Here is a 25,677-nt window from a genome sequence, read left to right as displayed (position 1 = left end):
TCCGCGCCATGAACGGTCCGTTCCTTGCGAATTCTGCAAGGAACGGACCGTTCATGGCGCTCGCGTGAGGATCAGACACACCGCAGGAACGCGTCGGGAGTCCGCCGCCCGGAATCAAGACCGCGGAGGACTTTCGGCAGCCGCCCGCTGTAGAGGACCCCGAGCCGCTGCGTCGCCCGCGTCAGCGCGACGTACAGTTCCGCCTCACCGTTCGGGCCTTCGGCGAGGATCCGCTCCGGTTCCACCACCAGGACGGCGTCGTACTCCAGCCCTTTGGCCGCGGACGGCGTGATCGCGCCCGGCACTCCCGGCGGCCCGATGACGACCGCCGTCCCCTCGCGCCCCGATTCCTCACGGACGAATTCGGCGACGGCGTCTTCGATGTCCATTTCGGACAGTGGGCGGGCCCACGGCCGTACGCCGCACGAGCGCACCGATTCCGGCGGGACGACGTCCGGGGCGAATCCCGCCAGCACCGCGGCCGCCACCGTCATGATCTCCGACGGCGTCCGGTAGTTGACGGTCAGCTTCCGGTACAGCCACCGATCGGCGACGTACCGGGACAGCATCGTGTCCCACGACCGCGCACCGGACGGCGACCGGCGCTGCGCGAGATCCCCGACCACGGTGAAGGACCGGCTGGGACAGCGCCGCATCAGCACTCGCCAGTCCATTTCGGACAGTTCCTGCGCCTCGTCGACGACGACGTGGCCGTAGGTCCATTCCCGGTCGGCGGCGGCGCGTTCGGCCAGATCCCGTTCGTCCCGTTCGGCGAATCGCTCCGCCAGGTCCTCCGCCTTCAGCACGTCCGTCGGGCGAAGCGCGAATTCGTAGTCGTCGTGGTCTTCTTCGACCTCGACGATTTCCAGGACGCGCTCGGCGTACTCCCGCTGCTCCAGCCGCCGCCGTTCCGCCGCCCGCCGTTCGGCCGCGCGGTCGGAGCCGAGGAGTTCGACGGCCTCGTCCAGCAGCGGCACGTCGGACACCGTCCACCCGGCGGCGTCCTCGCGGAACAGCGCCGGATCGGCCCCTGCAGCCCGCAACCGCTCCGGCGAGGCGTAGAGACCGGCGAGGAGCCGCTGGGGCGTCAGCACCGGCCAGAGGCGGTCGAGGACAGTGCCGAGCGCCACGCTGCCCTCCAGATCGCGCCTGAGGTTCTTGAGCATCTCCGGGCGGGTGTGCTCGTCGTCCCGCGGCAGCCAGCCCGCCCCGAGCCGGTCGGTACCGCGTTCGGCGAGCGCGGCGATCACCTCGCGTTCGAAGACGGACTTCGCCTCGTTGTGCAGCAGGCCGCTGTCCCGGGCCACCTCGCGCGCGGCCGCCACGACCTCGGCGTCCAGCACCACGGTGACGTCGTCGAGCTCGATCGGCTCCGGCGCGGAAGGCAGCTCCTGCCGGTCCGCCACCGCCGCCGCGAGCACGTCCAGGATCGCCAGCGAACCCTTGAGCCGCTGCACCTCCGGCGGATCCTCGCGCTCGGTGCTCAGCCCGGCGACGAGGCCGCCAGGCGTCGCGAAGACTGCGGAGGTCTCGCCGAGCGACGGCAGGACACGGCCGATGTGGTCGAGGAAGCCGCTGCTCGGCCCGACCACGAGCACGCCGCGGCGTTCCATCCGCTCCCGTTTCGTGTACAGCAGGTACGCCACCCGATGCAGCGCCACCGCCGTCTTCCCGGTGCCGGGGCCGCCCTCCACGACGACGACCCCGGCGTGGTCCAGGCGGATGATCTCGTCCTGCTCGGCCTGGATCGTCGCGACGATGTCCCGCATCCCCTCGCCGCGCGGGGCGTTGACCGCGGCCAGCAGCGCGACGTCGCCCCGTTCCCCCGATTCCGGACGGCCGAAGACCTCGTCGGTGAAGTCGAGGACCTGGCGCCCGAGGGTGCGGAATTGCCGTCGCCGGGACATTCCTTCCGGCGACGCGCCCGTCGCGCAGTAAAACGCGCGCGACGCCGGCGCCCGCCAATCCAGCACCAAGGGTTCGTAGTCGTTCTCCTCGTCGAAAAGGCCGATCCGGCCGACGTAGGACCGGTCGCCCGAAAGGGCGTCCAATCGACCGAAACAAAGGCCTTCGTCGGCGATCTTCAGCCTCGCCATCTCGCGGGCTTTCGCGCCGACGGAGACTTCGCGATCGGACAGCGCGAACCCTTCTCCCCGCAGCGCGCCGGCGTACGCTTCGCGCACCCGCAAGCGTTCCGTGTCCAGCCGCCCGTAGAGCGACGCGACGTACTCCCGTTCGGACCGCAATTCCTCGTCGTACCCCTGATTTGACAAGTTCCCCTCACAGCGGTTAGACTGACTGCACATTCGGCGTACTGATCGAGCATTCTCGATCGGACGCCGATTTTTTATTGTCCACCCCTTGTCAAGAGGAACCCGCTATCACCCGGGAAACGATCGTGCGCGATAATGGGGACGGACATCCACCATTACCGCGCACGATCCGCGACGCCTTCGCCGCCCTCAGCCGAGCATGAACTCGCGGGGATCCAGCGCCCTCCCCACCACCCGGACGTCACCGAGCCAGCCGTGGAACGCCTGCTCGACGATCGAGTCGTAGGCGTAGGCGCCGATCAGCCAGGAGCCACCGGGATTCGCGATCCCCGCCGCGGCCGTCTTCGGATTCCGCAGCACCGGGCAGCCGTCGACGTAGAGCGTCGTCCGCCTTCCGTCGTTGACGGCCGCGACGTGGATCCATTCCTTCAACGCCAGTTCGTGGCCCCACGCGGTCGAGATCCCGTTCTGGTTCACCGGGAACACCGCCCACTGGAACGCCGCACCGTCCGAAAGGGACAGGGTGGCCGACGGCTCGCCGGGATCGTCACCGGTCTTGCCCGCGTGGGCGCCGGAACCCTGCCTGCCGAAGATCGCGGCCCAGGAATGCTTGCCGTCCTTGAAATCCTCGGGCAGCTTCACGAACGCCTCGACGGTGTAGCCGCGCGCGAACGTCTCCGCGTTCATCGGCGCGGAGTCCGCCGTGCGCAGATACGCGCCGCGAGCCGGTTTCTTGCCGCCTTCGAACCGGAGGCTCGACCTCGACGGCTGCCGCCCGGAGAACTCACCGGAGAACCTCAGCGTTTCGGGAGCACTGCCGGGCAGGGTCACCCGGACCAGGTCGTTGCCCCGGCCGGAAAGGTCACGGACCCCGTCCACAGGCGCGCCGTCCCGGCCCTCGAACCGCCAATAGGCCACGGTCCCGCGGATCAGCTGACGTTCGGCGGGCCGCGCCGGCGGGACCGGGACCGGCGCGAACCCGGCGAACCGCGCGCCGAAGTCGATCTCCAGGCTGAAGTAGTCCGACGGGCCGGTGCGCTCGATCTCCTGCCGCTGCAACTCGTTCAGCCGCGGCGCCTGCTCCGCCAGCCACGGCGAGAACGTGCGGACGTCGATCACGTTCCGCGCGAGGTCGAACCGGTAGAGCCGGATCATCGCGCTGCCGCCGTAGTAGCGGTCCTGGTAGTTGGTGATGTGCAGGTGGACGTCGTTGCCCGCCTTGTTCCGCTTCACCGCGCGGCCCGGCGGCCAGTAGTGCCCGTTGAGCGTCAGGAAGATCTGGTCGTTCCCGGCGATCAGCTCGTCCCACACCTTCTGCCCGAACTCGGAGAGCTGGGCCTGACCGGCGTCGTCGGCCCATACCAATTCATGGATGGTCAGGATCGCCGGGAGCCGCGGATTCCGCGCGAGCACCGAACGCGCCCACTCCAGCCCGCCCGCGGACGGCCGCCAGTCGAGCGCGAGCAGCAGCCATTCCCGCCCGCCCGCGCGGAAGACGTGGTGGCTGTTGTAGCCGTCCGGGCTCGCGCCGCGGAAGGTCTTCGAGCCCCGTTGCCGCTGCGGGCCGAACGCGTCGAGGTACGGCGTGCGGCCGCGCTGGTCGTCGGTCGAGGACTTGATGTCGTGGTTGCCCGCGAGGGTGCTGTACGGGAACCGGCGCCGGTCGAGGTGCTGAAACGACCGGCTGATCTGGTCGAACTCGCCCGGCTGCCCGTTCTCGGTGAGGTCGCCGAGATGTGCCAGGAAGACGACGTTCTCGTCGCCGCCGGTGACGTACCGCAGCGTGGCGTCCAGTGGCGCGGGGTCGCCGCGGTCGGCGTCGAACAGGTACTGGGTGTCGGGCAGGACCGCGAGGGTGAAGCGGCCGTCTTCGGCGTCCGGGCCGTGGTGGCCGAAGGTCGCCGAAGCCGCCGGGGCCCCGAGTGCGGGCAACGCGGACACCGCCGCACCGGCGCCGAGCAGGCCCGCGCCGCGCAGGAAGGTCCGTCTGGAGGAGTCGTTCACGGCCGAAACCTACGGTCGCCCAGGCAACGCGTCCCGAACCGCGGGTGAACACTTGCCCCGCTCGGTAGCTTCGTCCCATGGGGAACGTCAAACGCTGGCCCGTGCTCGCCGGGGTCGGTGTGGTGGTGGCCGCGGCAGGCTGGTGGATCGTCGACGAGATGCCGACCGTGGACGACGCCGTCGCGCGGGCGGCGCTGCCTCCGATCGACGAGCATCTGCGCGCGCTCGCCGGTTCCGGCGGCGCGGAGATCCGCTGGGTGTGCACGCAGAAGGTGATCGAGACCCGCCCGGACCGCGATCAGGTCAAGATCGGCCTGGTCGCGAACTGCGACGAGGTCGCGAAGGAGGGCGACGGGCTCGTCACCCGCGGCGGATTCCGCCGTCAGCCGATGGTCTACCGCGTCGAACGCGTTCCCGGCGGGTACCGCGTGCTCGACCGGAAGGTCGCGGAGGACGGCGCGGGCTACTCACGTTCGGTCAAGGCGATGTTCTCGTGGGTCGGCGCCCGCCGGGTGATCGACGGCGCGGGCCCGGACGACCCGCGGAGCGTGACACCCGCCGCGTTCGGCCTGCCCGAAGGCACCCCGGTCCGGGCCTGGCACTGATCAGCCGCCGTTACCGTCGATCAGCCTCGGCACGACGAACCACAGGCCGACGAACAGCGCGGCCGACACCACGCCCAGGATCGCCATCGCGATCGGGCCGAAGACGACCTTGGCGATGAGCGCGACGGTCGTGGTGATCGCGGCCGCGAGACAGCCGAGGCCGATCAGGACGGAACGGTTGCCGTAAGTCAGGATCCGCTCGCGGTTGCCGGTGCGAAACAGCAGCCGGTGCCACGCGGCGGGCGCCGTCAGCAGCACCGTCGAGCAGACCGTGAGCAGGACCGCCGTCAGGTGGACGGCTTTCTCGAACCCGCTCGCCTCGTGGAACTCGTCGGTGAACACCACCGTGAGCAGGAAACCGAAGAGGATCTGGACACCGGCCTGCGCGACCCGCAGCTCCTGCAGGAGCTCACTGACGTTGCGGGTCAGGCGTTCGTTCTTCGTCTCGCCGGTGTGCTCGACCATGCGGCGGCTCCAGGACCATCGGTTGACGCCTGACCTTTTCATGCCAGCCGAGCGAAGTCACTGACACGACCACCACGGCGAGGCCCAGCCACTGAGTACCCGACAAATCGGCGTTCAAGCACAATACGCCGATAATGGCCGCCGTGACCGGGAACGCGAGCTCCGCCAGGGTCGCCCTGGCGGCCGGTGTCGAGCGAAGGCCCAGGTAGTACAGGCTCAGCGCCAGCAGGCCGGGGACCAGTGCGAGCAGGCCGAGGCCGAGCGCGTTGTCCCAGCCGACCGCGAACTGACCGCCCTGGAAGGCCACGATGCCCGCCGCGACCGGGAGCCCGACGGTGAAGCGCAGGGTGGTGACCTCCCGCGGCTCCAGTTCGGTGGAGAGCAGACGGCCGAGCACCGTGCCCGCCGCCCACAAGGCGGCCGCGCCGATCGCCAGCAGCGCCGCCTTCGCCGCGGCGAGCTGGATGTTCAGCGGATCCTTGAACGCCAGCAGCCAGGCGCCGAGCAACGCCGGGATCGCGAAGAACGCGTATCCGGGACGGACTCGCTCACGGAGTACGAAATATGCCGCCAGAACAGCGAACACCGGCTGGAGCTTTTGCAGCACCAACGGCGTCACGGGGTCGCCCAGTTTGAAGGCGGCGGTGAACATCGCCGTCGCGAGCGCGGAAGAACCGCCGCCGATGGCGAGCACGGCCAGCCATTCCCGCGGTCCGCACCGGCTCAACGCGCGGAAAGCGCGGGGAATGAAGGGACTCAGCACGAGCACCACGAGCAAGTGCTCCCAGAAGACGACCGTGGCGGCCGGGAGCGCCTCGGCGAGCGGGAGCCGCAAAAGCCCGTCTGTGCCCCAAAGTGCGGCTGCGACCGCGACCAGCCAAGTACGATCCGGAGGGTTGCTACTCACTTGTCCTTCCATCCATGCCCCCGCCACCGCCCTCAACGGACGCGCTGGCGCGCGCATGCTGCTCATAGTTTGAGAATGATCGCCCGACCGAGTGACCTGTCTGGCGTGTCCGTTTCGTGCGGACTAGGCAAGGGGCATGCGCCCCGTCCCCGTAGTCGTCCTTGCCCTGTCCGCCGCCGCTCTGGCGCTCACCTCCGGCGCCACCGCGGCCACCGCCACCCCCGGCTCCCGGGTTCACGTCATCACCGCCAAGAGCGGTCTCACCATCTACCGGCCGGATCTGGCCCCGCCCGGCTCCCGCGCGCACGTGTTCGGCTTGACCTCCAAGGCTTTCGGCACGTCGACCGCGGTTCTCGTGACCGGTCTGCTGCCGAACCGCGAATACGGCGCCCACGCGCACACGAAACCGTGTGGTGCCACCGGTGATCTCGCCGGCCCGCACTACCAGAACGTCGAAGACCCGGTGAAGCCGTCGGTGGACCCGGCCTACGCCAATCCCCGGAACGAGATCTGGCTCGACCTCACCACCGACGCCACCGGACGCGGCGCCGCTGTGTCCAAAGTGGACTGGACGTTCGGCGAGCGGCGGGCGAATTCGATCGTGATCCACGAAACGCATACGCACACCGACCCCGGCCACGCCGGGACCGCGGGGGCCCGGCTGGCCTGCGTGACGGTCGGCTTCTAGCCGTTTCCTAGAAGCCCCAGGTGCGTTCGGGCCGGATCCTGATCCGGACGCGGTACTCGCTGTCGAATTTCGGGACGTCGTAATCGATCGCCGGGTAATGCTTCTCGTACTTGGCGAGGAAGCCCGGCTGCTCCGACGCGAGACCGTCCGGCAGGATCTCGGCCTTGCCGCCGATCACCAGGATCGAGCCGCCGTGCTCGTCGCTGTTGAAGTGGAGGCTGACCTCGGGGTTGGCTTCGATGTGCCGCGTCTTCGCCGTGTCCGGCTGGCTGAAGATGATGAAATCCTCGCCGTCGAGCACGAACCACACCGGACGGGGCGAAGGACGGCCCTTCGGGCTGATCGTGGTCAGCCAGGCGACGTTCTCCTTCGCCCGGTCGGCGAGCCGCGGGTCGGGTTGGTAGGTCATGAACCGACCAACCACGACCCGGCGGCTTTTCTTCCGTGTCCGCTCAGCGAGACGCGACGAGTTTCGCGTAGCGGGTCCCGGCGCCGAGCAGCACCAGGCCGGCGAGGAGGAACGCGGCGACCCTGGCCAGGCCGTCGAGCGCGGAGAGGTCGAACAGGACCAGCTTCAGCACCGCCGCGCCGACCAGCACCAGGCCGATCACCCGCAGGCCGACCACCGAGATGCCGCGGATGAGCAGCACCAGCGCGGCGACCGTCCACGACACCGTGATCACCACGTGGCCGAGCAGGAAGCCCGAGCGGCCGGGGACGGCGAGCAGCGCGCCGCACAGGACCATCGCGCCGGCGCCGTAGAGCGCGACGACCCCGGCGAAGAGCCACGGCACCACGTTCTCCGACGGGGCCTTGAACATCCCGAGCCGGTGCGCGACCCACGGAAGCGTGATCGCGACGGCCAGGATCGCGACGGCCACCAGCAACGCGGCGGCGAGGTCGGCGTCCGGCCGGTTCCGGATCAGGAAGAAGAGCGTCGGCGGGACGTCGAAGGCCAGCGCGATCAGGCCGCCGATCACGGCGAAGACCACCCCGCCGGCGAGCGCCACGTGCTTCTTCGTCCACAGCGCGACCAGGGCGAGCAAGACACCTTCGCCGATCAGGATCGCCGAACGGGCACTGCCGTCGAAGAGCGTCATCGTCGTCTGCAGGGCCGCGAGGAGACCCGCGGCGCCCGCGAGGTCGCCCGTCCAGCCGTCGAGCCACTGCCCGGCCGCCCACACCCCGAGCAGCACCAGCGCGACCGACGCGGTGACCAGCACGGCCGGGGTCTTCGGCAGGAACAGCGCGGCGAGCAACGACGGCGCCGGGGCGACGGCGAGCAGGGCGAGCGCGGCGGCGTCACCGGACCGTTTGAGGGTGACGATCAGGGCGAGCACGAGCCCGGCGCCACCCGCGGCCAGCGCGGCGGCGGTGTTGGCCGGGCTGCCGCCGAAACCGGTGAACGCCGTGCTGAAGACCGACGCGACCAGCGGCGGGATCCCGGCCGCGACCGCGACCGACGGCCACGACTGGCGCAGCTGCACCGGCGTCGAAGCGAGCTGGACCACCAGCAGGAACGCGACCAGTTCGGGGGTGAAACCCTGCGTGATGATCGGCGCGCAGACCACGCAGCCGAGCACGACGGCCGCCGCGAGCAGCGACGACTTCCACCGCACGGCCAGCAGCAACCCGCCGACCGCGATCAGGAGACCGAGCGCGAGACCGGCGTAGGCCGGGAGGTACTCGTACATCGTCGTCGCCGCGATGGCGTCGAGGTACAGCGCCCCGATCCCGGTCGCGGCGAGCGCGAACGCGCCCGTGCGGCCCGCCGGGTTGCGGTGCAGCCTCAGGCCGATCCCGACCAGGGCGGCCCCGAGGACGGCGCCGCCGATCACCCGGGGCAGCGGGCCGAACCAGCCGCGCTGGATGGCGAGCACCAGGAACAGCACGACGCCGAGCAGCGTCACCGCTCCGCCGACCCAGGCCAGCAACCGGCTTCCGGCGCCTTCCTTGCTCAGCTTCTCGGCGAGCGTGACCTTCGGGGCAGGCTGGTAGTGCTGGCGATACGGCTGCTGCTGGTACTGCTGACGGTATTGCTGCTGCCACTGCGCGTACTGGGCCTGCTGGTACTGGGCTTGCTGGTACTGGGCCTGCTGCGGATGCGTGAAGTACCGCGGCTGCTGCTGGGGCGGGACCTGCGGTTGCGGCGCCGGCTGAGGCTGCTGCGGCGGGGCCTGGTGTGGCTCCTGAGGCTGTTCTGCCTGCCGCGCGGCGGGCGGCTCCGTCTGCTGTGCGGCGGGCTGCTCCTGCGGCGCCTGCTCAGGCGCCTCTTCGGGCTTCGGCTCCGCTTCGGACCGGACGGTCCGCAGCTCGGTACCGACCCGCGCGAGGCGGGCCCCAAGGTCGTCGATCTCCCCGGCGAGCCTGAGGAGCACATCCCCATCGGTGGTCATGGCGACCAGCATGCGGCTAGAGGCCCGCGGATGGATCCGTAGCACTACTCAATCGAGGTGACGATGTGGTCGCGACCTGCAAGATCATCGCGATCGAGCCCACACCCGGAGCGCCCGCAAGAGGTCGACGTAGCGGAAACCCGGCCAGTTGGCGTCACAGAAGTACAGCTGGGAATCCTTGGCCTGCCACAGCAGGAAGCCGGACAGCCGGACCTCGCCACTGGTCCGGATGATCAGCTCCGGCTCGGGAGTGCCCGCCGTGTACAGCTGCGAGGCGAGAGCGTCCACGGAAACCGTTTCGGCGATCTCGGCGAGGGACTTGCCGTCCGCCGCGCCTTCGAGCACGAGATCGCGGACGGCGTCGACGATCTCCTCGCGGCTCCCGTACCCGATGGCGAGGGTCAGCTCAGGCCCCGTCGCACCGCGAGTGTCTTCTTCGGCCCGTTTCAGCACCTCCGCCGTGGACGACGGCAGCATGTCGAGCCGCCCCACCGGCGCGACGCGCCAGTTCGCGCCCGGCGCGGTGAGCCGATCGCGGACGACGTCCTCGATCACCCGCATCAAGAAGGCCATCTCCGGCGACGCGCGCTTCGTCAGGTTGTCGACCGAAGCGAGGTACACCGTCACGTGCCCGATGCCGAGGCCCTCGCACCACGACATCAACCGCGCGATGTGCTGTGCGCCGTGCCGATGCCCCTCGCGGACGTCCTCGAACCCCATCTGCCGGGCCCAGCGGCGATTACCGTCGATGATCACGCCGATATGCCTCGGCAACGGGCCTCGGCGGAGGCCCGCGCGGAGGCGTCGCGCGTAGAGGTCGTCGAGTCTGGTCCGGACGCTCATGGAAGCGAAGCTACCGAAATCGGGGACGGACGATGTGCGCTCATATGCGCTCATGAGCTATCCTCGACCCGTCGCCGAAAGCGATTTCGATGACACAGAGTGCGGCGCCGTGGGTGCCTCACGAGTCGCAAGGCCCGGTGCACCCGGGGAATACCGGGACCCTGGCCTTACGCGTCTCCGTGATCAGGCACGGGTGTCGACCTGTAGCTCAATCACACATTCGGCCAGATGGTCGGTGTAGTCGCGGAATCCCTGACGTCGAGCGCGGACGGCCCCAGCGACGATGTCGGGAATCCACAACAGCGGCTCGTCATCCTCACGTAGTTCGGCATGTCGCTCGACGGGGAGGATCGCGGCTGCGAGCACGTAGAAGCCACCGTGGTCGTCCTCTCTGAACGACTCGTCTGCGAAGGCCTGCAGCACGGACATCCGCCGAGCCTAAGCATCCAGTCCCTACCCGATCGGTACGGTCCGAACCCCCTTCGCAACATCGCGGTTCCGACCCTCTCGTCGAGTGAAATCGGCGATCCATCGCCGCAATACGGCGATGGATCGAATGAACCGTGGCCACTGTGTGGATTTCGGTGCGTCCAACGCACCAAAATCCACACGGTCACGCCGCGAAGCGAAGGCCCGGGCATCACGAGTCTCTCCATCGATCAAACGGTGGGCACCGCCCCTCGCGATCCCGTCACGGGCAACGGAGACCGGCCCACCTGCGAGTGACAGACACCACAGGCGACAATGGAGGACGTGACTGCCACCCTGAGCAAGCCCAGCCTGAAGATCGGCCCCTACGAGGTCGATCCCCCGGTCGTGCTCGCTCCGATGGCGGGCATCACCAACGTCGCCTTCCGGCAGCTGTGCCAGGAGTACGGCGCGGGCATCTACGTCTGCGAGATGATCACCGCCCGCGCGGTGGTCGAGCGGCACCCCGGCACGATGCACATGATGACCTTCGGCGAGAACGAAAAGCCCAGGTCCATGCAGCTTTACGGGGTCGACCCGAAGACGATGGCCGAGGCCGTCCGCATCATCACCGGCGAGGGGCTCGCCGACCACATCGACAGCAACTTCGGCTGCCCGGTGGCGAAGGTGACGCGCAAGGGCGGCGGCGCGGCGCTGCCGTTCAAGCGCAAGCTGTTCGCCGACATCGTGCGCGAGTCGGCGAAGGCCGCGGCCGAGGCGGGGGTGCCGTTCACGGTCAAGTTCCGCGTGGGCATCGACGACGACCACCTGACGTACCTCGACGCCGGGCGCATCGCCGAGGCCGAGGGCGCGGCGGCGGTCAGCCTGCACGCGCGCACCGCCGCGCAGCGCTACTCCGGCCAGGCCGACTGGACGAAGATCGCGGCCCTCAAGGAAGCCGTCACCGCCATCCCGGTGCTCGGCAACGGCGACATCTTCTCCGCCGAGGACGCGCTGCGCATGGTCGACGAGACAGGCTGCGACGGGGTCGTGGTCGGACGTGGCTGCCTGGGCAGGCCGTGGCTGTTCGGCGAGCTGGAGGCCGCTTTCGCCGGGCGCCCGCAGCCCATCCCGCCGAACCTCGGCGAGGTCGCGAAGGTGCTGCGCCGCCACACCGAACTGCTCGTCGAGCACGACGGTCACGACAAGGCCATGCGCGACATCCGCAAGCACATGGCCTGGTACTTCATGGGTTTCCCGGTCGGCTCCGAACTGCGTCGCGGCTTCGCGATGCTGTCGAGCATGGACCAGCTCGACGACCTCATCGCCCAGCTCGACCACGACGCCCCGTTCCCCAGCGCGGCCACCGGCCCGCGCGGGCGCCAGGGTTCGCCGGGCAAGGTCACACTGCCGCACGGCTGGCTCGACGATCCGGACGACGACTGCGTCCCCGAAACCGAGGACATGCACTCGGGGGGCTGAAACGAAAAACGCTCCCGCCGGTCCGGACCGGCGGGAGCGTTTTCAGTTCACGACTCAGGTGCCCCTGGTCTTGTAGGCGAACTTCCACTGGTCGTGGTCGACCTCGAAACACCGCATGGTGATCGTGTAGTACCGGGCCATGTTGCTCTGCTCGATCTGGCAACTGGCCAGCGTCGGGAACGGCCCGAGCTGACACCCCGGGTTGCCGTCACAGACCCCGGCGACCGAGACCGGAGTCTCTTCGGCCGCCGCGACATTCGCGGCCGTGACGGCGATTCCGCCCGCGAGCGCGACGGAAGCGGCGCCGGCGGCGAGCCGGCGCTTCCAGCTGTTCGACATGTATTACCCCAGTTTCCCCAGTGCGGCCGAAGATCGGCCGCGGCGCTCATTAGATGCGAATCGGACACTCGCCGTCAATCCCTTGCCGTCCGGCCGAACCCGGCTGCCCGTAGAGTCGGCGTCGTGATCGAGCAGCTGAGCATCCCCACCGCGGCCGGTTCCTTCGACGCCATCGCGGCGGGTCCCGAAGACGGCCGTCCCGTCCTGCTGCTGCACGGGTTTCCCGAGGCCGCGGTGGAATGGGAGCACCAGGTCGCGACGCTCGGCGTGCTCGGATATCGCGCGGTGGCACCGGATCAGCGCGGCTACTCGCCGGGCGTCCGGCCGGAACAGGCGTCCGAGTACGGGATCGACGACCTCGTCGGCGACGTCCTCGCGATCGCGGATCGTTTGGGGTGGAACGAATTCGACCTCGTCGGCCACGATTGGGGCGGCGCCGTCGCGTGGTGGACGGCCGACGCGCATCCCGGCAGGCTCCGCAGTCTCGCCGTCGTTTCGACGCCGCACCCGGCCGCGCTGGCCGAAGCCATGAAGACCGACGAGGACCAGCACCTCCGCTCGGCGTACATGACCGAATGGCGCCAGACCCGCGTCACCGAACGGCGGATGCTCGAGAACGACGCCGACGCGCTGCGCCGCATCTTCGACTGGAAGGTGCCGCCGAGCAAGGTCGAGGAGTACGTCCAGCGCCTGTCCGAACCGGGCGCGCTGACCGCCGCGCTCAACTGGTACCGCGCCGGCCGTCCCGGCGGGAAGATCGGACAGATCGAGGTCCCGACGCTCTACATCTGGAGCACCGAGGACGCCGCCTTCGGTTCGACGGCCGCGCTCGACACCGCGAACCGCGTCACCGGCCCGTACCGCTTCGAGATGATCGAGGACGTCTCCCACTGGGTGGTGGAAGAGGCTCCCGAGGCCGTCACTTCTTTGCTCGTGGAGCACCTTTCGTCCCACTAACAGGGGTAACTCTGGTCGCGGTACCGGTTACAGACAGCCTGCTGGTTCAGTGGGTCCGGTGAACGACACGACCGCACTCGACACCGAACGCATCGTCTACGTGACCGAAGACGGCGAGCCGACCGGCGAAACCGCGCCCAAACTGGCCGCGCACCACGAGAACACCCGCCTGCACCTGGCGTTCTCCTGCTATCTGTTGCGCAGCAGCGACCAGGCCCTGCTGATCACCAGCCGCGCCGCGTCGAAGAAGGTGTGGCCCCGGGTCTGGACCAACAGTGTCTGCGGGCACCCCGCACCGGATGAACCGATCGAGGAGGCCGTCCGGCGCCGGGCCGCCTTCGAACTCGGCTTACCCCGGTTGGACGGCCTCCGCTGCGTCCTCCCGGCGTACCGGTACAGCACGCCGCCGTTCGAAGGCGTGATCGAGAACGAGTTCTGCCCGGTCTTCGTCGCCTGGGTCGACGACGATCCGGCCCCGCATCCGGACGAGGTCGGCGACTGGCGATGGGTGAGCTGGAATGATTACGCACTGTTGCTGAATGACGATGTGACTGACGTGAGTTACTGGGCGAAGGATCAGTTTTCGCAGCTCAAAGACTTCGAGCCGTTTTCGTCCTTACAGAACGGCACTTCGGTCCGTGACAATGGCGCGGAACCGTCGTCCACTTGAGCGATATTCACTTTGGCCCGTACCGATACCTCAAGACGCGCCTCCTATACGACGAAAACCAATTCGTGGCGGAGGTGAGCGTGGTAGCCGACGACGAGGCCGCGCTCCCACCGAGCGCGCCGGCCACCGATCTGCTCAGCCTGCACGAGTCGATCGCCGGGGTGCTCGCCACCCAAGGTGACTGGCGGCGCGCCTACCACCACCTCAAATCCGCCTTCGACCTCGTCCGCGCCGGCAGCCTGCGGGACACGCTGACGTCCAGCTACAACCGCCGCTACCTCGACCAGTGGCTGCACGGCCCGGCCGTCGACCACCGCGGCCCGCCCGGGATCGCGATCGCGCTGGTCGACCTCGACCTGTTCAAGGACGTCAACGACACTTTCGGGCATCTGGTCGGGGATCGGGTGCTGCGCGAAGTGGCCGACCTGCTGCAGCAAGGACTTCCGCCGGAAGCGTTCTGCGCCCGCTACGGCGGCGAGGAGTTCGCGCTGGTCATCCCGGACGTCGACGCCGCCCGCGCGGTGCGGATCGCCGACACCGCCCGCATCCGGGTGGCCCGCCATCCGTGGCCTCGGATCCGGCCCGGCCTTTCGGTGACGATCAGCGTAGGACTCGCGCACGAGGGCCGTACGGAACCGGGTCACACAGTGGAACCGGAACGGCAGTTGCGCCATGCCGACGCTTTGTTGTATATGGCGAAACGGGCGGGCCGGAACAAAGTGGCATATCAGGATAAAGAATCATCACGGATGATTCCTCAGTCGATGAACGCCGCCGAGTCCACGGGCACATAGCCACTCACTCGGTCGACGTCACACTCTGCGTGACGGTTTCTCACCTTTTAACGCAGCCTTAACCGGGACCGCTCACCCGATCGCATGGACCGTTCGGCGCTTGTCGGTACCTTGGGTGAAGAAAATTCCGGGATGGTTGTCGTCACGAACCTGAGGTGTCCGTACGATAACGAAAGAGCTTCGACGCCAGTTGTGAAAGGAGACCGAGTGCCCGACGAGCACCACACCCCGGGGACCGGTCGCCACAGCCACACCGACAGAAGTGCCGGTGAGCGCGGCCGCCGGAGCCGGCGCCGCTCCATGGACACGCACGGCGGGATCAGCGTTTCCGACGTCGTCGCACGTCATACGGGCGAGCGCCCGGTCTTCGACCCCGCCGCGGAGGCGCCCGCTCCACGCCGCCTCCGGCAGGGTGAGCCGACGCCCGAGCCTCCGAGACCCGGCCCGCGCGCGAACCGGACGGAGCCGCCGGCCCCTCGCCGGGCTCGTCCGCCCGCCCCCGCCGACAACCCGCCGCCCGCGCCCCGTGCGGCCGGTCCCGCCGCGCCGCAGGCTCCGGTCCCGCCGCCGGCCGACGCCCCGCGTCCGCCTCGCGCACGCCAGCCGCGCCGCTCGGTGCAGGCCGCGCCCACCCCCGAGGCCCCGACGCAACGCCGCCCGCCGGTGGTGAATCCGGGCGCGCAGCAGCAGCCCGCGGCCCCGGCGCCGCCGCGCCGTCCCCGCCGCCCCGCTCAGCGGCCGGTCCAGCAGTCCCCGGTCCCGCCGTCGCCCTCGCTGTCGCCCGGTGTCCCGCCGCGGTCCGAGATGGACCGGCTGACGATGACCGACGAGCTCGAAGCGATCGACGACGCGACGATCACCAAGCGCAAGATCGACCACACGCTCGCCCGGTTCTCCGCCGCGCACGACGAACTCGAAGCCGAAGAGGCCAAGAAGCGCGAGCGCCGCGAACGGCTCGCCTCCCGGCCCGCCGCGTTGCTGGAGCAGACCCGCACGGCGCTGCAGCGGGTGGTCACCACCACCGATTCCGAGCCTTCCCCGCAGTCGCAGGAAGCGGACGGGGAAGCCTCCCCGCAGACTCGCCTGCAGGAGAAGAAGGAACGCAAGACCAGGCAGGCGGCGAAGGCGGGCCGGATCGCGGCCGCCGTGGTCGCCGTCCTCGTGTTCCTCTCCATCGGCACGGCGTGGGGTGCCCAGACCTGGTTCGACGCGAAGTTCAACACCGTCGCCTCGCTCGACGAGGACTCGGCCGACATCCAGGACGCCGCGGGCCAGACCGGCGACGAGAACTTCCTGATGGTCGGCTCCGACACCCGTGACGGTGCGTCCGCCGAGGACGGCGTCGGCGACGCGGACGGCACCCCGGGCGCCCGTTCGGACACCGTCATGATCGCGCACGTCCCCGCCGACCGGCAGCGCGTCGTCATGGTGTCCTTCCCCCGCGACCTCGAAATCAGCCGCCCCGAGTGCAAGCGGTGGGACCCGGCGACGTCGTCGTACTCGGACCAGGTCTCGCCGGCGCAGAAGATCGCGAAGCTGAACACCGCCTACGCGGTCGGTGGCCCGCAGTGCGTCACGAAGGTCATCCAGCAGATCACCGGCATGAAGATGAACCACTTCGTCGGGATCGACTTCAACGGCTTCAAATCCATGGTCGACGCCGTGCAGGGCGTCACCGTGTACAACGAGACGCCGATCGACGACACCACGCTCGGCATGGTCATCCCGCAGGCGGGCGAGGTGCGGATCTCCGGCGACCAGGCGCTGAACTACGTCCGGGCGCGGCACGTCAAGGGCGACCCGACCTCGGACTACGGCCGGATCAAGCGGCAGCAGGCCTTCCTCGGCGCGCTGCTGAAGACGGTGATGTCGAAGGACGTCATCCTGGACACCGGCAAGCTCAGCGGTTTCATCGACGCGTTCGCCAAGGCGACCTTCGGCGAGAACCTCGGCATCAAGCAGATGATGACGCTGGCGAAGTCGATGAAGGGGATGGGCTCGGAGAAGGTCAAGTTCCTCACCGTGCCCACCACCGAAGAGGCGAACAAGCGCGGCAACGAGGTGCTGTTGCAGAGCAAGTCGAAGACGCTCTTCCAGGCGCTGATCAACAACACTCCGCTGGAAGAGAAGGCACCGGCGCCTCCGGCGAGCGACACGGCGGCCACTCCGACCAGCTCCGCCAAGTCCGGCGGCGCCAAGAAGAGCAGCAGCTCAGGCTGAAGATCCGCCGAGAGATCATTCGTTAGTCCGGGTTCACGTCAGGTTCACTCTGGGATGCGGCTTTTGGCCCCTCTTCCCCGTAGGGTTGGGCCATGCGTGAGGCTTACCATGTCGAACTCGAACAGCTCGCCGAGAACCTAGCGAGCATGTCGCTCCAGGTCGCCGACGCGATGGAGCGGGCGACCCGGGCGTTGCTCGAGGTCGATCTCGGACTCGCCGAGCAGGTCATCAGCGACGACGCGAAGGTCGACGACGCGCGCGCCGAATGCGAGGAGCAGGCGTACGCGCTGCTGGCCCTGCAGGCACCCGTCGCGACCGACCTGCGGACCGTCCTCGCCGCGATCCACGCGGCGGAAAGCCTGGAGCGGATGGGCGATCTGGCGCTGCACGTGGCCAAGGCCGCGCGCCGCCGTCACCCCGACCCCGTGCTCCCCGAGGCCGTGCGGGGCGACTTCGCCAAGATGGGCGAGGTGGCCGTCAAACTGGCCCGGCAGGCCGAGCAGGTCATCAAGTCCAAGGACGTCGAGGCCGCTCGCACGATCGAGTCGGACGACGACGAGGTCGACGAGATCCACAAGCACCTGTTCACGGTCATCATGGACCGGGACTGGGACCACGGCGTCGCCGCGGCCGTGGACGTCACCCTGCTGGGCCGCTTCTACGAGCGCTTCGCCGACCACGCCGTCTCGGTCGCGCGCCGGATGATCTTCGTGGTGACCGGCAAGATGCCCGGCTACGGAACTGAAGACGTTTAATCGAGCGCTGTAACTTCTCGCATTCAGTCCTCTGAATGCGGTACTTGCGCGTGCAACTACCGCATCCAGAGGACTAATTGCGTTCAGGGGCCGAGCGCGCGAAGGCCCCACACCGGTTTTTGCCGCGCAGGCTCCGCACTGGTTTTTGCCGCGAAGGCCCCGCACCGGTTTTTGCCGCGAAGGCCCCGCACCGTTTTTTGCCCGCGAAGGCCCCCTTCCCCCGGCTCTCGTTCTAGATGATCAGCCGAGGGAAGGGGGCCTTCACGCGCGATAGGGACTATCCGAACCGGCCGGAGATGTAGTCCTCCGTGGCCTTTTCGTCCGGGTTCGAGAAGATCTTCTCGGTGTCGTTCAGCTCCACCAGGCGACCCGGCTGGCCGACGCCCGCCAGGTTGAAGAACGCGGTCTGGTCCGAGACGCGCGCCGCCTGCTGCATGTTGTGCGTCACGATGACGATCGTGTACTCCTTCTTGAGCTCACCGATCAGGTCCTCGATGGCGAGGGTCGAGATCGGGTCGAGCGCGGAGCACGGTTCGTCCATCAGCAGCACGTCCGGCCGCACGGCGATCGCCCGCGCGATGCAGAGCCGCTGCTGCTGACCACCGGAGAGGCCACCGCCGGGCTTGTTCAGCCGGTCCTTGACCTCGTTCCACAGATTCGCACCGCGCAGGGCCCGCTCGGCGACCTCGTCGAGCTCCTTCTTGCCCTTGGTGCCGCCGAGCCGCAGGCCGGCCACGACGTTGTCGCGGATCGACATCGTCGGGAACGGGTTGGGCCGCTGGAACACCATGCCGATCGTGCGGCGGACCTGCACCGGGTCGACCCCGGCGCCGTAGATGTCCTCGCCGTCGAGCAGCACCTCACCCTCGACGCGGGCGCCGGGGATGACCTCGTGCATGCGGTTCAGCGTGCGCAGCACCGTCGACTTGCCGCAGCCCGACGGGCCGATGAACGCGGTGACGTTCCGCGGCGGCACCGAGAGGGTGACGCCGTCCACGGCGTGGAATTTGCCGTAGTAGATGTCCACGTCTTTGACGTCGATTCGTTTGGCCATCTCAAACAGCTCACTTCTTCTTCGGGGCGACAAGACGGGCAAAGAGCATGGCGAGGAGGTTCACGATCGCGATGATCAGCACCAGGGTGAGTGCCGCACCCCAGATCCGGTCGAACGCGACGGTACCTTCGTCGAACGGGTTGCTGACCCGTTCGTTGTTCATCAGAAGCGGCAGCGCGGCCTGTTCGCCACCGAAGATGTCCCAGTTCACGTAGGCGGAGTAACCCACGAGGACCAGCAGCGGCGCGGTCTCGCCCATGACCCGGGCGAGCGCCATCATGATGCCGCCGATGATGCCGGACAGCGCGGTCGGCAGGACGATCTTCATGATCGTCTTCCACTTCGGCACGCCGAGCGCGTAGGAGGCTTCGCGCAGGTCGTCCGGGACGATCCGCAGCATCTCCTCCGAGGAGCGCACGACCACCGGGATCATCAGCAGCACCAGCGCGAGCGACACGGCGAAACCGCTGCGCGGGAGGCCGAAGGTCGTGATCCACAGCGCGTAGATGAACAGCGCCGCGACGATCGAGGGGACGCCGGAGAGGATGTCCACCATGAACGTCGTGACCTTCGCGAGCTTGCCGCGGCCGTATTCGACCAGGTAGATCGCGACCAGCATGCCGATCGGGACCGCGATGATCGCGCAGACCAGGCCCTGCAGCACCGAACCGATGACGGCGTGCAGCACGCCGCCGCCGACCTCGTCCGACAGCACCGAGCCGAAGTCCTCGGTCCACCAGTTGCTGTAGGGGATCCGCTTGACGCCGTTGATGACCACCGTGGCGAGCAGCCACACCAGCGGCACGACTGCGATCAGGAACGACAGCCAGATCAGGACGGTGGCGATGCCGTTCTTGGCCTTCCGCGCCAGGCTGACCTGCTGGAAGGCGGGGGTGGTGGCGGGGGTCTTTTCGAGCGTGGTGGACATGCTCAGTCCCCCTTCTTGGCGATGATGGATCGCGCGGCGAAGTTGACGATGAACGTCAGCAGGAACAGCACGAGGCCGGCCGCGATGTACGCGCCCGCCGAGATCTCGTTGTTGAGTTCCGCGTAGTCCGCCGCGATCTTCGAGGCGAAGGTGGCGCCACCGTCGAAGAGACTCCAGGTGAACTCGCGGCCCACCGCGCCGGTCAGGATGATCGCGAGCGCGATCGTCTCGCCGAGCGCGCGGCCGAGACCGAGCATCGAGGCGCCGATGTAGCCGGCCTTGCCGAACGGCAGGACCGTGGTGCGGATGACCTCCCAGCGGGTGGCGCCCAGCGCCAGCGCGCCTTCGATGTGCGGGGTCGGTGTCCGCTCGAACACCTCGCGCGACAGCGAGGTGATGATCGGCAGGATCATCACGGCGAGCACGATGCCCGCGGTGAAGATCGTGCCGCGCAGGTCCGGCGAGACGTTGCCCGCCGCGAAGAGCGGGATCCACGAGAAGGTGTCGTTGACCCATTGGGAGAACGGCTCGATCGTCGGCGCGAAGACCATCAGGCCCCACAGGCCGTAGATGATCGAGGGCACCGCGGCGAGCAGGTCGATCACGTAGGCGAACGGCCGCGCCAGCCGCTTGGGCGCGTACTGGGTGAGGAAGAGGGCGATCCCGAGCGAGATCGGCATCGCGATGATCAGCGCCAGCAGCGCGGAGTAGACGGTGACCAGCAGCAGGCCCATGATGCCGAACTTCATGTCGTTCGGATCGGTCTGCCAGACCTGGCTGGTCAGGAAGTTCACGTTGTCGGCCTGGAGCGCCGGAATGGCCTGCACCAGCAGGAACAGCCCGATCAGGCCGATCAGCGAGACGACGAAGACGCCGGCTCCGGTGGTCAGGAACTGGAAGATGCGGTCACCGGGCCGCACCGTCCGGGATTGGGGGCTCGCGAGTGGCACCGAGGACTTCTCGGGCGGTGACGCGGCAGGTTGCTCCGAAATCGGGTCCTCCGTGAAGGTCTCGCGGACGCCAGAACGCCCACCGGGGTCGCCGGTGGGCGTTCTGGGCGAAGACGAATCGCTCATCGACTACTTCTGTCCAGCCTGTTTACTGATCGAGCTGAAGATCGGCAACAGGGTCAGGCGATGGCCTTGACGGCGGTCAGGACCTTGTCCTGCAGGCTCTGCGGGATCGGCACGTAGCCCTTGTCCGAGAGCGGCTTCTGACCGTCGGTGGCGGCGACGTTCAGGAACGCCTTGACGGCCTTGGCGACCTCGGCGTCGGCGTACTTGGAGCAGACGATCTCGTAGGTGGCGAGGATGATCGGGTAGGTACCGGCGACGTTGCTGGAGTAGATCGCGTTCAGGTCCAGCGCGAGGTCGTTGGTGCCTTCCTTCTTGAACTTCGCCGCGTCGAGGGCCTTGGCGACGTTCGCCGCGGTGAGCTCGACACCGCCGGAGCCGCTGTCGATCAGGGCGGCGTTGATGCCGTCCTTCGCGAACGCGGACTCGACGTAGGTGATCGCGCCGTCGGTGGCCTTGACCGCGCTGGCCACACCGTTGGACTTCTCGGCACCGTTACCGACGCCACCGGCGAACTTCTTGCCGTCGCCCTGGGTCCAGGCGCCCTTCGAAGCGGCCTTCAGGTACTTCTGGAAGTTGTCGGTGGTGCCCGACTCGTCAGAGCGCGAGATGACCTGGATCGGCTTGTCCGGCAGGTTCACGCTCTCGTTGCCCTTGACCGCCTTGATGGCCGGGTCGTTCCACTTGGTGATGCCACCGTTGAAGATCTTGGCGGTGACCTCGGGGGTCAGGGTCAGCTTGTCGACACCGGAGACCTTGTACGCGACGGCGACCGGGCCGATGACGAGCGGCAGGTTCCACGCGTCCGAGGCGCACCGGGCCTTGGCCTTGTCGGCCTCCTCGCCGTCCTTGAGGGGCGAGTCCGAACCGGCGAAGTCGACCTGGTTCGCGTTGAACTGCTTGATGCCCGCGCCGGAACCGCTCGGGTTGTAGTTCACCTTCTGGCCGGAGCACTTGGCGGCGTACTGCTGCACGAAGATGTCGACCGCGGTCTTCTGCGCGGACGAGCCCTCGGCCGAAAGCGGGTTCTTGCCGCCGCATTCGACGCCGGCCGTGCCGCTGGGCGCGGAAGCGGCGCCCGTGCTGCCGGGCTTGGTCGCCGCCGGGTCGGATCCACAGGCGCCGAGCACGAGGGCGGCGGTGGCCACGATGCCGATCGCGCCCGCGGGCCGCATGATCTTCACTGCATTTCCTCCACTGGGAGACTTTCGCCGGATCGGTGGAACGGGAGCGTTCCTTCCGGACCCGGACATTAAGCACCGACAGTGGACAGGCGACCGTCTAAGGGTGAACGGCAAGTGAACAAGGCGGCCGATGTGAGCAGCGCGACTACTCCGAAAGTGGGCCGTGTCCCGGCCGTGACCTGCGCGTCTGCTCTCCGTGACCGGTCAAGTGCCGCACGTGTGAACGCGGTTACCGAGCGTATTGGACGTCGACCTCGTATCGGGTGAAGCCCAGCTTCGAATAGACCGCGAGCGCCGGGGCGTTGTCGCCTTCGACGTACAAGATCACTTGCCCCAGCCCGCGGTCGCGGAGGTACCGAAGACCGGCGAGGGTGAGCGCCTTCCCGAGGCCGCCGCCCTGCGCGTCCGGGTCGATTCCGACGACGTAGACCTCACCGGCGGGCTCGCCGCCGAAGCGGCCGGGGACCGCCTCGTGGACCTTCGTCCAGTGGAAGCCGATGACCTTCCCGTCCTCTTCCGCGAGGAAGAAGCCCTCGGGGTCGAACCAGGCTTCTTTCTCGGTCGCCCGGACCTCGTCGGCGGTCAGTGCGCCCTGCTCGGGGTGCCAGTCGAAGGCGCGCGCGTTGACGCGGATCATCGCCTCCTCGTCCTGACCGGGGACGAACGTGCGCAGCGTGACGCCTTCGCGCGTCACCGGTTCCGGCCAGTCCGCGGCTTCCGCGTCGGCGTGCAGGATCAGCAGTTCGCGGGCGCGCTTGAAGCCCTCGGTCCCGGCGATGTGGACGGCGGCGGGGTGGTCGCCGTGCGCCCAGACGCGCAGCGGCTTCCCGGCGACGTGCTCGACGAGCGCTCTGGTGGCCGCCCGGCCGTGACCGGACCGGCGGTGCGCGGGATGGACGAACAGTTCGGCGACCTGGTTGCCGTGCGAGTCGCCTTCGGTGTCCAGGTGGGCGTACACGACCAGTTCACCGTCGACGTGCCCCAGAAGGTGCTGTCCACCGGCGAAACCGGTGTCCTCCGGGCGTCCGTCGGCCTCGCGCACGGCGAGGAGGAAGTCGTGGATCTCTTCCGTTTCCGGTTCACCGGTCCAAGCCAGATCAAGCATGAAACCGACCCTACCGGGGAACCAGGAGGGCGCCCGGACGTCTTGTCAGACAGGAAGGGAAGGGATTCAGTGCGCGGAAAGTTCGTTCGGCTCGTAGACGCTCGCGTCCGGGGCGATGGCCTGCTGCTTGGCCGCCGCGCCCTTGGACGGCCGCTCGAACTTGTAGCCGACGTTGCGCACGGTCCCGATCATCTGCTCGTGCTCCGGTCCCAGCTTGGCGCGCAGGCGCCGGACGTGGACGTCGACCGTGCGCGTGCCGCCGAAGAAGTCGTAACCCCAGACCTCCTGGAGCAGCTGGGCGCGGGTGAACACCCGGCCGGCGTGCTGCGCGAGGTACTTGAGGAGCTCGAACTCCTTGTAGGTGAGTTCGAGGGTGCGCTTGCGGAGCTTCGCGGTGTAGGTCGCCTCGTCGATGACCAGCTCGCCGACCCGGAGTTCGGCGTCGACCTGCGCGGCGCCGCCGTCGCGGGTGGTGACCAGCCGCAGCCGGGCGTCGACCTCGGCGGGACCGGCGGTCGGGAGCAGGATGTCGTCGGTGCGCCATTCCGCGCTGACCGCGACCAGCCCGCCTTCGCCGACGACGGCGATGACCGGCGTGGAGGCCTCGTCCTCACCGGCGCCCTTGAGCAGGCGGCAGAGGCTCTTCGCGGAGGCGAGATCGGCGCGGGCGTCGAGGACGATGACGTCGCGGTGGCCGGCGTCGAGGAGCGCGGTCACTTCCGGAGCGCGTACGCGTACGGTGTGGGGCAGCAGATCGAGGGCGGGCAGCACCGCGGTCGCGTCGGGTTCCGCAGTCAACACCAGAAGGTCCAGGCTCATCGCCGCACCGCCCTAACTCGTAGTCGCCGTATACGTGGCTACAGCCGGTGCTTAGTGAGAATAGCGGGTGAACAGCCGAGGACCTACCCCGTGCTGGATCGATCACACCTGGCCAAAGAGGTTTACGAAGGAGATTCGAAGCGATGGTGAGCAGGCCCGTGGCGCGTGACGACCGACCGTCTCCCGGCCGGTCCGCCAAGCGACCGAAGCGGCGTGGCCGGGGCTGGCTGATCGCCCTCGCGGTGCTGCTGGTGCTGCTGGTCGGAGCCGATTTCGGGGCGGCGGCGTTCGCCGAGCACACGATCTCTCAGAAGACCCGCGAACAGCTGAAGCTGGCGAACGATCCGGCGGTCACGGTGCACGGTTTCCCGTTCCTCACCCAGGCCCTCTCCGGTGACTACAGTCACATCACCATCAACGCCCAAGGCGTCGCCGTTCCGCCGAAGCTGAAGGACGTCGACTTCAACGCCGACATGAGCGACGTCACGGCGCCGCTGTCGGACCTGACGTCCGGCAACACCAAGGCGATCACCATCGGCACGCTCAAGGGCGAGGTGATCATCAAGGCCGCCGACATCGCGCGGCAGGCGCCGCTGAACAAGATCGAGAACCTGAAGATCGAGCCGGTCACCGAGGACTACGTCCGCAACGGCGACAGCGGTCAGGGCGAGACGAAGCCCACGACCACGACCAACGAGAACGGCGAGCCGGTGGACACCGCCAGCGCCGGGATCCGGGTTTCGGGCAACGTGCAGATCGCCGGGCAGAAGGTGGAGATCTTCTGCTTCGCGATGATCGAACTGGACGGGCAGAAGATCCGTCTCGAACCGAAGCGGCTCCAGTTCGGGAATGACAAGGAGACCACCGTCGTTCCCCAGGCGGTGCAGGACGCGCTGCTGCCGAACTTCAACGCGACCATCGACACCGGCGCGATGCCGTTCTCGGTGACCCCGACGTCGGTGCGCGTGAACAGCGGTTCGGTGACCATCAAGGGCGAAGGCAAGAACGTCGCCTTCAGCGGAGCGCAGCCGCAGGGTTGACGACACAGAGGTGATCGCGAATGACCGGGGTGTGGGTGCTGCTGGGTGTCTTGGTGCTCGGCGGGGTGGCGGGCGCGCTGCTTCAGGCGCGCAACGGCCGCATCAGGGCCGCGAAGGCTTCTGACGTGACCGAACTGCCGGAGCGCGTCTCCGCCCGCCTCGCTCCCGAAGGCGTCACCCTGGTCCAGATCTCCACCACGTTCTGCGCGCCGTGCCGCCACACCCGCGTGATCCTGTCGGCGCTCGCGGAGAAGACCGACGGCCTCACGCACGTCGATCTGGACGTCACCGAGACCCCCGAAGTCGCCCAGGCGCTTTCGGTATTGCGGACTCCGACGACGCTGGCCTTGACCCCGGACGGCCGGGAGGTCTTCCGCGTCGGCGGCGTTCCCCGAGGTCAGGAACTTCTCGAAGCCCTGAAGCCCCATCTGACGAACGCCTGATCCCGAATTCTGGGAAGCGTCCCAAGGTGTGAACACGGTTCCCAACCTGAGGGAGCTCTGCGTACCCTCGTGCCCGTGAACAGGCCCCGAATCTTGCTGACCCAGCGCCGCGCAGTGGATCTGTGCCGCGTTCGCAGCAGCCTGTGTCCGGCCTGCTGATCGCGCCTTCGAAGCCGTCGCCGCGTGCTCTGACCGGCACGCACCTCTTTCCCTCTCGTTCGCAGG

The 25,677-nt window shown here is 68.5% G+C and carries 25 protein-coding genes; 10 read left to right on the top strand and 15 right to left on the bottom strand.

The window, feature by feature from the left end; all coding sequences use genetic code 11:
* Positions 1–71: 71 nt before the first annotated feature.
* Together helR and IE302_RS22865 are read right to left on the bottom strand one after the other, a co-directional pair.
* Positions 72–2,273, bottom strand: coding sequence for an RNA polymerase recycling motor ATPase HelR (helR, locus tag IE302_RS22870; protein WP_268246772.1), 2,202 nt, complete (start codon positions 2,271–2,273; stop codon positions 72–74).
* Positions 2,274–2,462: 189 nt separating this feature from the next.
* Positions 2,463–4,277 (bottom strand): LamG-like jellyroll fold domain-containing protein, encoded by a 1,815-nt coding sequence (locus IE302_RS22865; protein ID WP_191256533.1) that lies wholly within the window; start codon positions 4,275–4,277, stop codon positions 2,463–2,465.
* Between the two features lie 77 nt (positions 4,278–4,354).
* Between IE302_RS22865 and IE302_RS22860 the strand changes: the two genes are divergently transcribed.
* The gene (locus IE302_RS22860) at positions 4,355–4,882 is read left to right on the top strand and encodes a hypothetical protein (RefSeq protein WP_191256532.1); all 528 of its coding nucleotides are present in this window, start codon (positions 4,355–4,357) and stop codon (positions 4,880–4,882) included.
* Here IE302_RS22860 and IE302_RS22855 read toward each other — a convergent pair whose 3' ends face one another.
* Together IE302_RS22855 and IE302_RS22850 are read right to left on the bottom strand one after the other, a co-directional pair.
* The gene (locus IE302_RS22855) at positions 4,883–5,347 is read right to left on the bottom strand and encodes a DUF6328 family protein (RefSeq protein WP_191256531.1); all 465 of its coding nucleotides are present in this window, start codon (positions 5,345–5,347) and stop codon (positions 4,883–4,885) included. It abuts the gene before it with no gap.
* Positions 5,292–6,266 carry a DMT family transporter gene (locus tag IE302_RS22850; protein ID WP_191256530.1) on the bottom strand — a complete coding sequence of 325 codons (975 nt, stop codon included), beginning with the start codon at positions 6,264–6,266 and terminating at the stop codon, positions 5,292–5,294. The genes IE302_RS22855 and IE302_RS22850 overlap by 56 nt, the downstream gene beginning before the upstream one ends.
* A 124-nt stretch (positions 6,267–6,390) precedes the next feature.
* On the opposite strand from IE302_RS22850, the gene IE302_RS22845 reads away from it, so the two are divergent.
* On the top strand, positions 6,391–6,942 hold the full coding sequence (locus IE302_RS22845) for a superoxide dismutase family protein (RefSeq protein WP_191256529.1): 552 nt from the start codon (positions 6,391–6,393) through the stop codon (positions 6,940–6,942).
* A gap of 7 nt (positions 6,943–6,949) precedes the next feature.
* Here IE302_RS22845 and IE302_RS22840 read toward each other — a convergent pair whose 3' ends face one another.
* The 4 genes from IE302_RS22840 to IE302_RS22825 form a co-directional block, all read right to left on the bottom strand.
* Positions 6,950–7,351, bottom strand: coding sequence for a TIGR03667 family PPOX class F420-dependent oxidoreductase (locus IE302_RS22840; protein ID WP_191256528.1), 402 nt, complete (start codon positions 7,349–7,351; stop codon positions 6,950–6,952).
* 43 nt (positions 7,352–7,394) lie between these two features.
* The gene (locus tag IE302_RS22835; RefSeq protein ID WP_191256527.1) at positions 7,395–9,350 is read right to left on the bottom strand and encodes a DUF2339 domain-containing protein; all 1,956 of its coding nucleotides are present in this window, start codon (positions 9,348–9,350) and stop codon (positions 7,395–7,397) included.
* Positions 9,351–9,422: 72 nt separating this feature from the next.
* Positions 9,423–10,181: a polyprenyl diphosphate synthase gene (uppS, locus tag IE302_RS22830; protein ID WP_191256526.1), complete on the bottom strand. Its 759-nt coding sequence runs from the start codon at positions 10,179–10,181 to the stop codon at positions 9,423–9,425.
* Between the two features lie 183 nt (positions 10,182–10,364).
* Positions 10,365–10,610: a hypothetical protein gene (locus IE302_RS22825; RefSeq protein ID WP_191256525.1), complete on the bottom strand. Its 246-nt coding sequence runs from the start codon at positions 10,608–10,610 to the stop codon at positions 10,365–10,367.
* A gap of 315 nt (positions 10,611–10,925) precedes the next feature.
* On the opposite strand from IE302_RS22825, the gene dusB reads away from it, so the two are divergent.
* The gene (dusB, locus tag IE302_RS22820) at positions 10,926–12,071 is read left to right on the top strand and encodes a tRNA dihydrouridine synthase DusB (protein ID WP_191256524.1); all 1,146 of its coding nucleotides are present in this window, start codon (positions 10,926–10,928) and stop codon (positions 12,069–12,071) included.
* A gap of 54 nt (positions 12,072–12,125) precedes the next feature.
* Here dusB and IE302_RS22815 read toward each other — a convergent pair whose 3' ends face one another.
* Positions 12,126–12,410 carry a hypothetical protein gene (locus IE302_RS22815; protein ID WP_191256523.1) on the bottom strand — a complete coding sequence of 95 codons (285 nt, stop codon included), beginning with the start codon at positions 12,408–12,410 and terminating at the stop codon, positions 12,126–12,128.
* A 123-nt stretch (positions 12,411–12,533) separates the two neighbouring features.
* Between IE302_RS22815 and IE302_RS22810 the strand changes: the two genes are divergently transcribed.
* The 5 genes from IE302_RS22810 to phoU all read left to right on the top strand — a co-directional run bounded on the left by IE302_RS22810 (position 12,534) and on the right by phoU (position 17,806).
* Complete coding sequence (locus IE302_RS22810) at positions 12,534–13,367, top strand: alpha/beta fold hydrolase (RefSeq protein ID WP_191256522.1); 834 nt, start codon at positions 12,534–12,536, stop codon at positions 13,365–13,367.
* A 58-nt stretch (positions 13,368–13,425) separates the two neighbouring features.
* Positions 13,426–14,037 (top strand): isopentenyl-diphosphate Delta-isomerase, encoded by a 612-nt coding sequence (gene idi, locus IE302_RS22805; RefSeq protein WP_191256521.1) that lies wholly within the window; start codon positions 13,426–13,428, stop codon positions 14,035–14,037.
* Between the two features lie 65 nt (positions 14,038–14,102).
* Positions 14,103–14,831, top strand: a complete 729-nt coding sequence (locus IE302_RS22800; protein WP_191256520.1) for a GGDEF domain-containing protein — start codon at positions 14,103–14,105, stop codon at positions 14,829–14,831.
* Between the two features lie 804 nt (positions 14,832–15,635).
* Positions 15,636–17,051: an LCP family protein gene (locus IE302_RS22795; RefSeq protein WP_191256916.1), complete on the top strand. Its 1,416-nt coding sequence runs from the start codon at positions 15,636–15,638 to the stop codon at positions 17,049–17,051.
* A gap of 92 nt (positions 17,052–17,143) precedes the next feature.
* Positions 17,144–17,806 carry a phosphate signaling complex protein PhoU gene (gene phoU / locus IE302_RS22790; RefSeq protein ID WP_191256519.1) on the top strand — a complete coding sequence of 221 codons (663 nt, stop codon included), beginning with the start codon at positions 17,144–17,146 and terminating at the stop codon, positions 17,804–17,806.
* Between the two features lie 277 nt (positions 17,807–18,083).
* Here phoU and pstB read toward each other — a convergent pair whose 3' ends face one another.
* The 6 genes from pstB to IE302_RS22760 all read right to left on the bottom strand — a co-directional run bounded on the left by pstB (position 18,084) and on the right by IE302_RS22760 (position 23,969).
* Positions 18,084–18,860 carry a phosphate ABC transporter ATP-binding protein PstB gene (pstB, locus tag IE302_RS22785; RefSeq protein ID WP_005152681.1) on the bottom strand — a complete coding sequence of 259 codons (777 nt, stop codon included), beginning with the start codon at positions 18,858–18,860 and terminating at the stop codon, positions 18,084–18,086.
* Between the two features lie 10 nt (positions 18,861–18,870).
* Positions 18,871–19,788 carry a phosphate ABC transporter permease PstA gene (gene pstA / locus IE302_RS22780; RefSeq protein ID WP_005152680.1) on the bottom strand — a complete coding sequence of 306 codons (918 nt, stop codon included), beginning with the start codon at positions 19,786–19,788 and terminating at the stop codon, positions 18,871–18,873.
* A 2-nt stretch (positions 19,789–19,790) separates the two neighbouring features.
* The gene (gene pstC / locus IE302_RS22775; protein ID WP_093939131.1) at positions 19,791–20,708 is read right to left on the bottom strand and encodes a phosphate ABC transporter permease subunit PstC; all 918 of its coding nucleotides are present in this window, start codon (positions 20,706–20,708) and stop codon (positions 19,791–19,793) included.
* A 209-nt stretch (positions 20,709–20,917) separates the two neighbouring features.
* Positions 20,918–22,045, bottom strand: a complete 1,128-nt coding sequence (gene pstS / locus IE302_RS22770) for a phosphate ABC transporter substrate-binding protein PstS (protein WP_191256518.1) — start codon at positions 22,043–22,045, stop codon at positions 20,918–20,920.
* Between the two features lie 229 nt (positions 22,046–22,274).
* Positions 22,275–23,150 (bottom strand): mycothiol synthase, encoded by an 876-nt coding sequence (gene mshD / locus IE302_RS22765; RefSeq protein WP_191256517.1) that lies wholly within the window; start codon positions 23,148–23,150, stop codon positions 22,275–22,277.
* Between the two features lie 66 nt (positions 23,151–23,216).
* Positions 23,217–23,969: a winged helix-turn-helix transcriptional regulator gene (locus IE302_RS22760; protein WP_191256516.1), complete on the bottom strand. Its 753-nt coding sequence runs from the start codon at positions 23,967–23,969 to the stop codon at positions 23,217–23,219.
* Positions 23,970–24,112: 143 nt separating this feature from the next.
* Here IE302_RS22760 and IE302_RS22755 point away from each other — a divergent pair, with 143 nt between their 5' ends.
* Both IE302_RS22755 and IE302_RS22750 read left to right on the top strand, forming a co-directional pair.
* Positions 24,113–25,009: an LmeA family phospholipid-binding protein gene (locus IE302_RS22755; protein ID WP_191256515.1), complete on the top strand. Its 897-nt coding sequence runs from the start codon at positions 24,113–24,115 to the stop codon at positions 25,007–25,009.
* A gap of 20 nt (positions 25,010–25,029) precedes the next feature.
* A complete protein-coding gene (locus tag IE302_RS22750; protein WP_191256514.1) occupies positions 25,030–25,452 on the top strand; it encodes a TlpA family protein disulfide reductase in 423 nt (140 codons plus the stop codon).
* Positions 25,453–25,677: the final 225 nt, after the last annotated feature.

This window comes from Amycolatopsis oliviviridis, from assembly GCF_014654365.1.
GTDB lineage: Bacteria > Actinomycetota > Actinomycetes > Mycobacteriales > Pseudonocardiaceae > Amycolatopsis > Amycolatopsis oliviviridis.
This window is presented reverse-complemented; position numbering and strand designations above follow the sequence as displayed.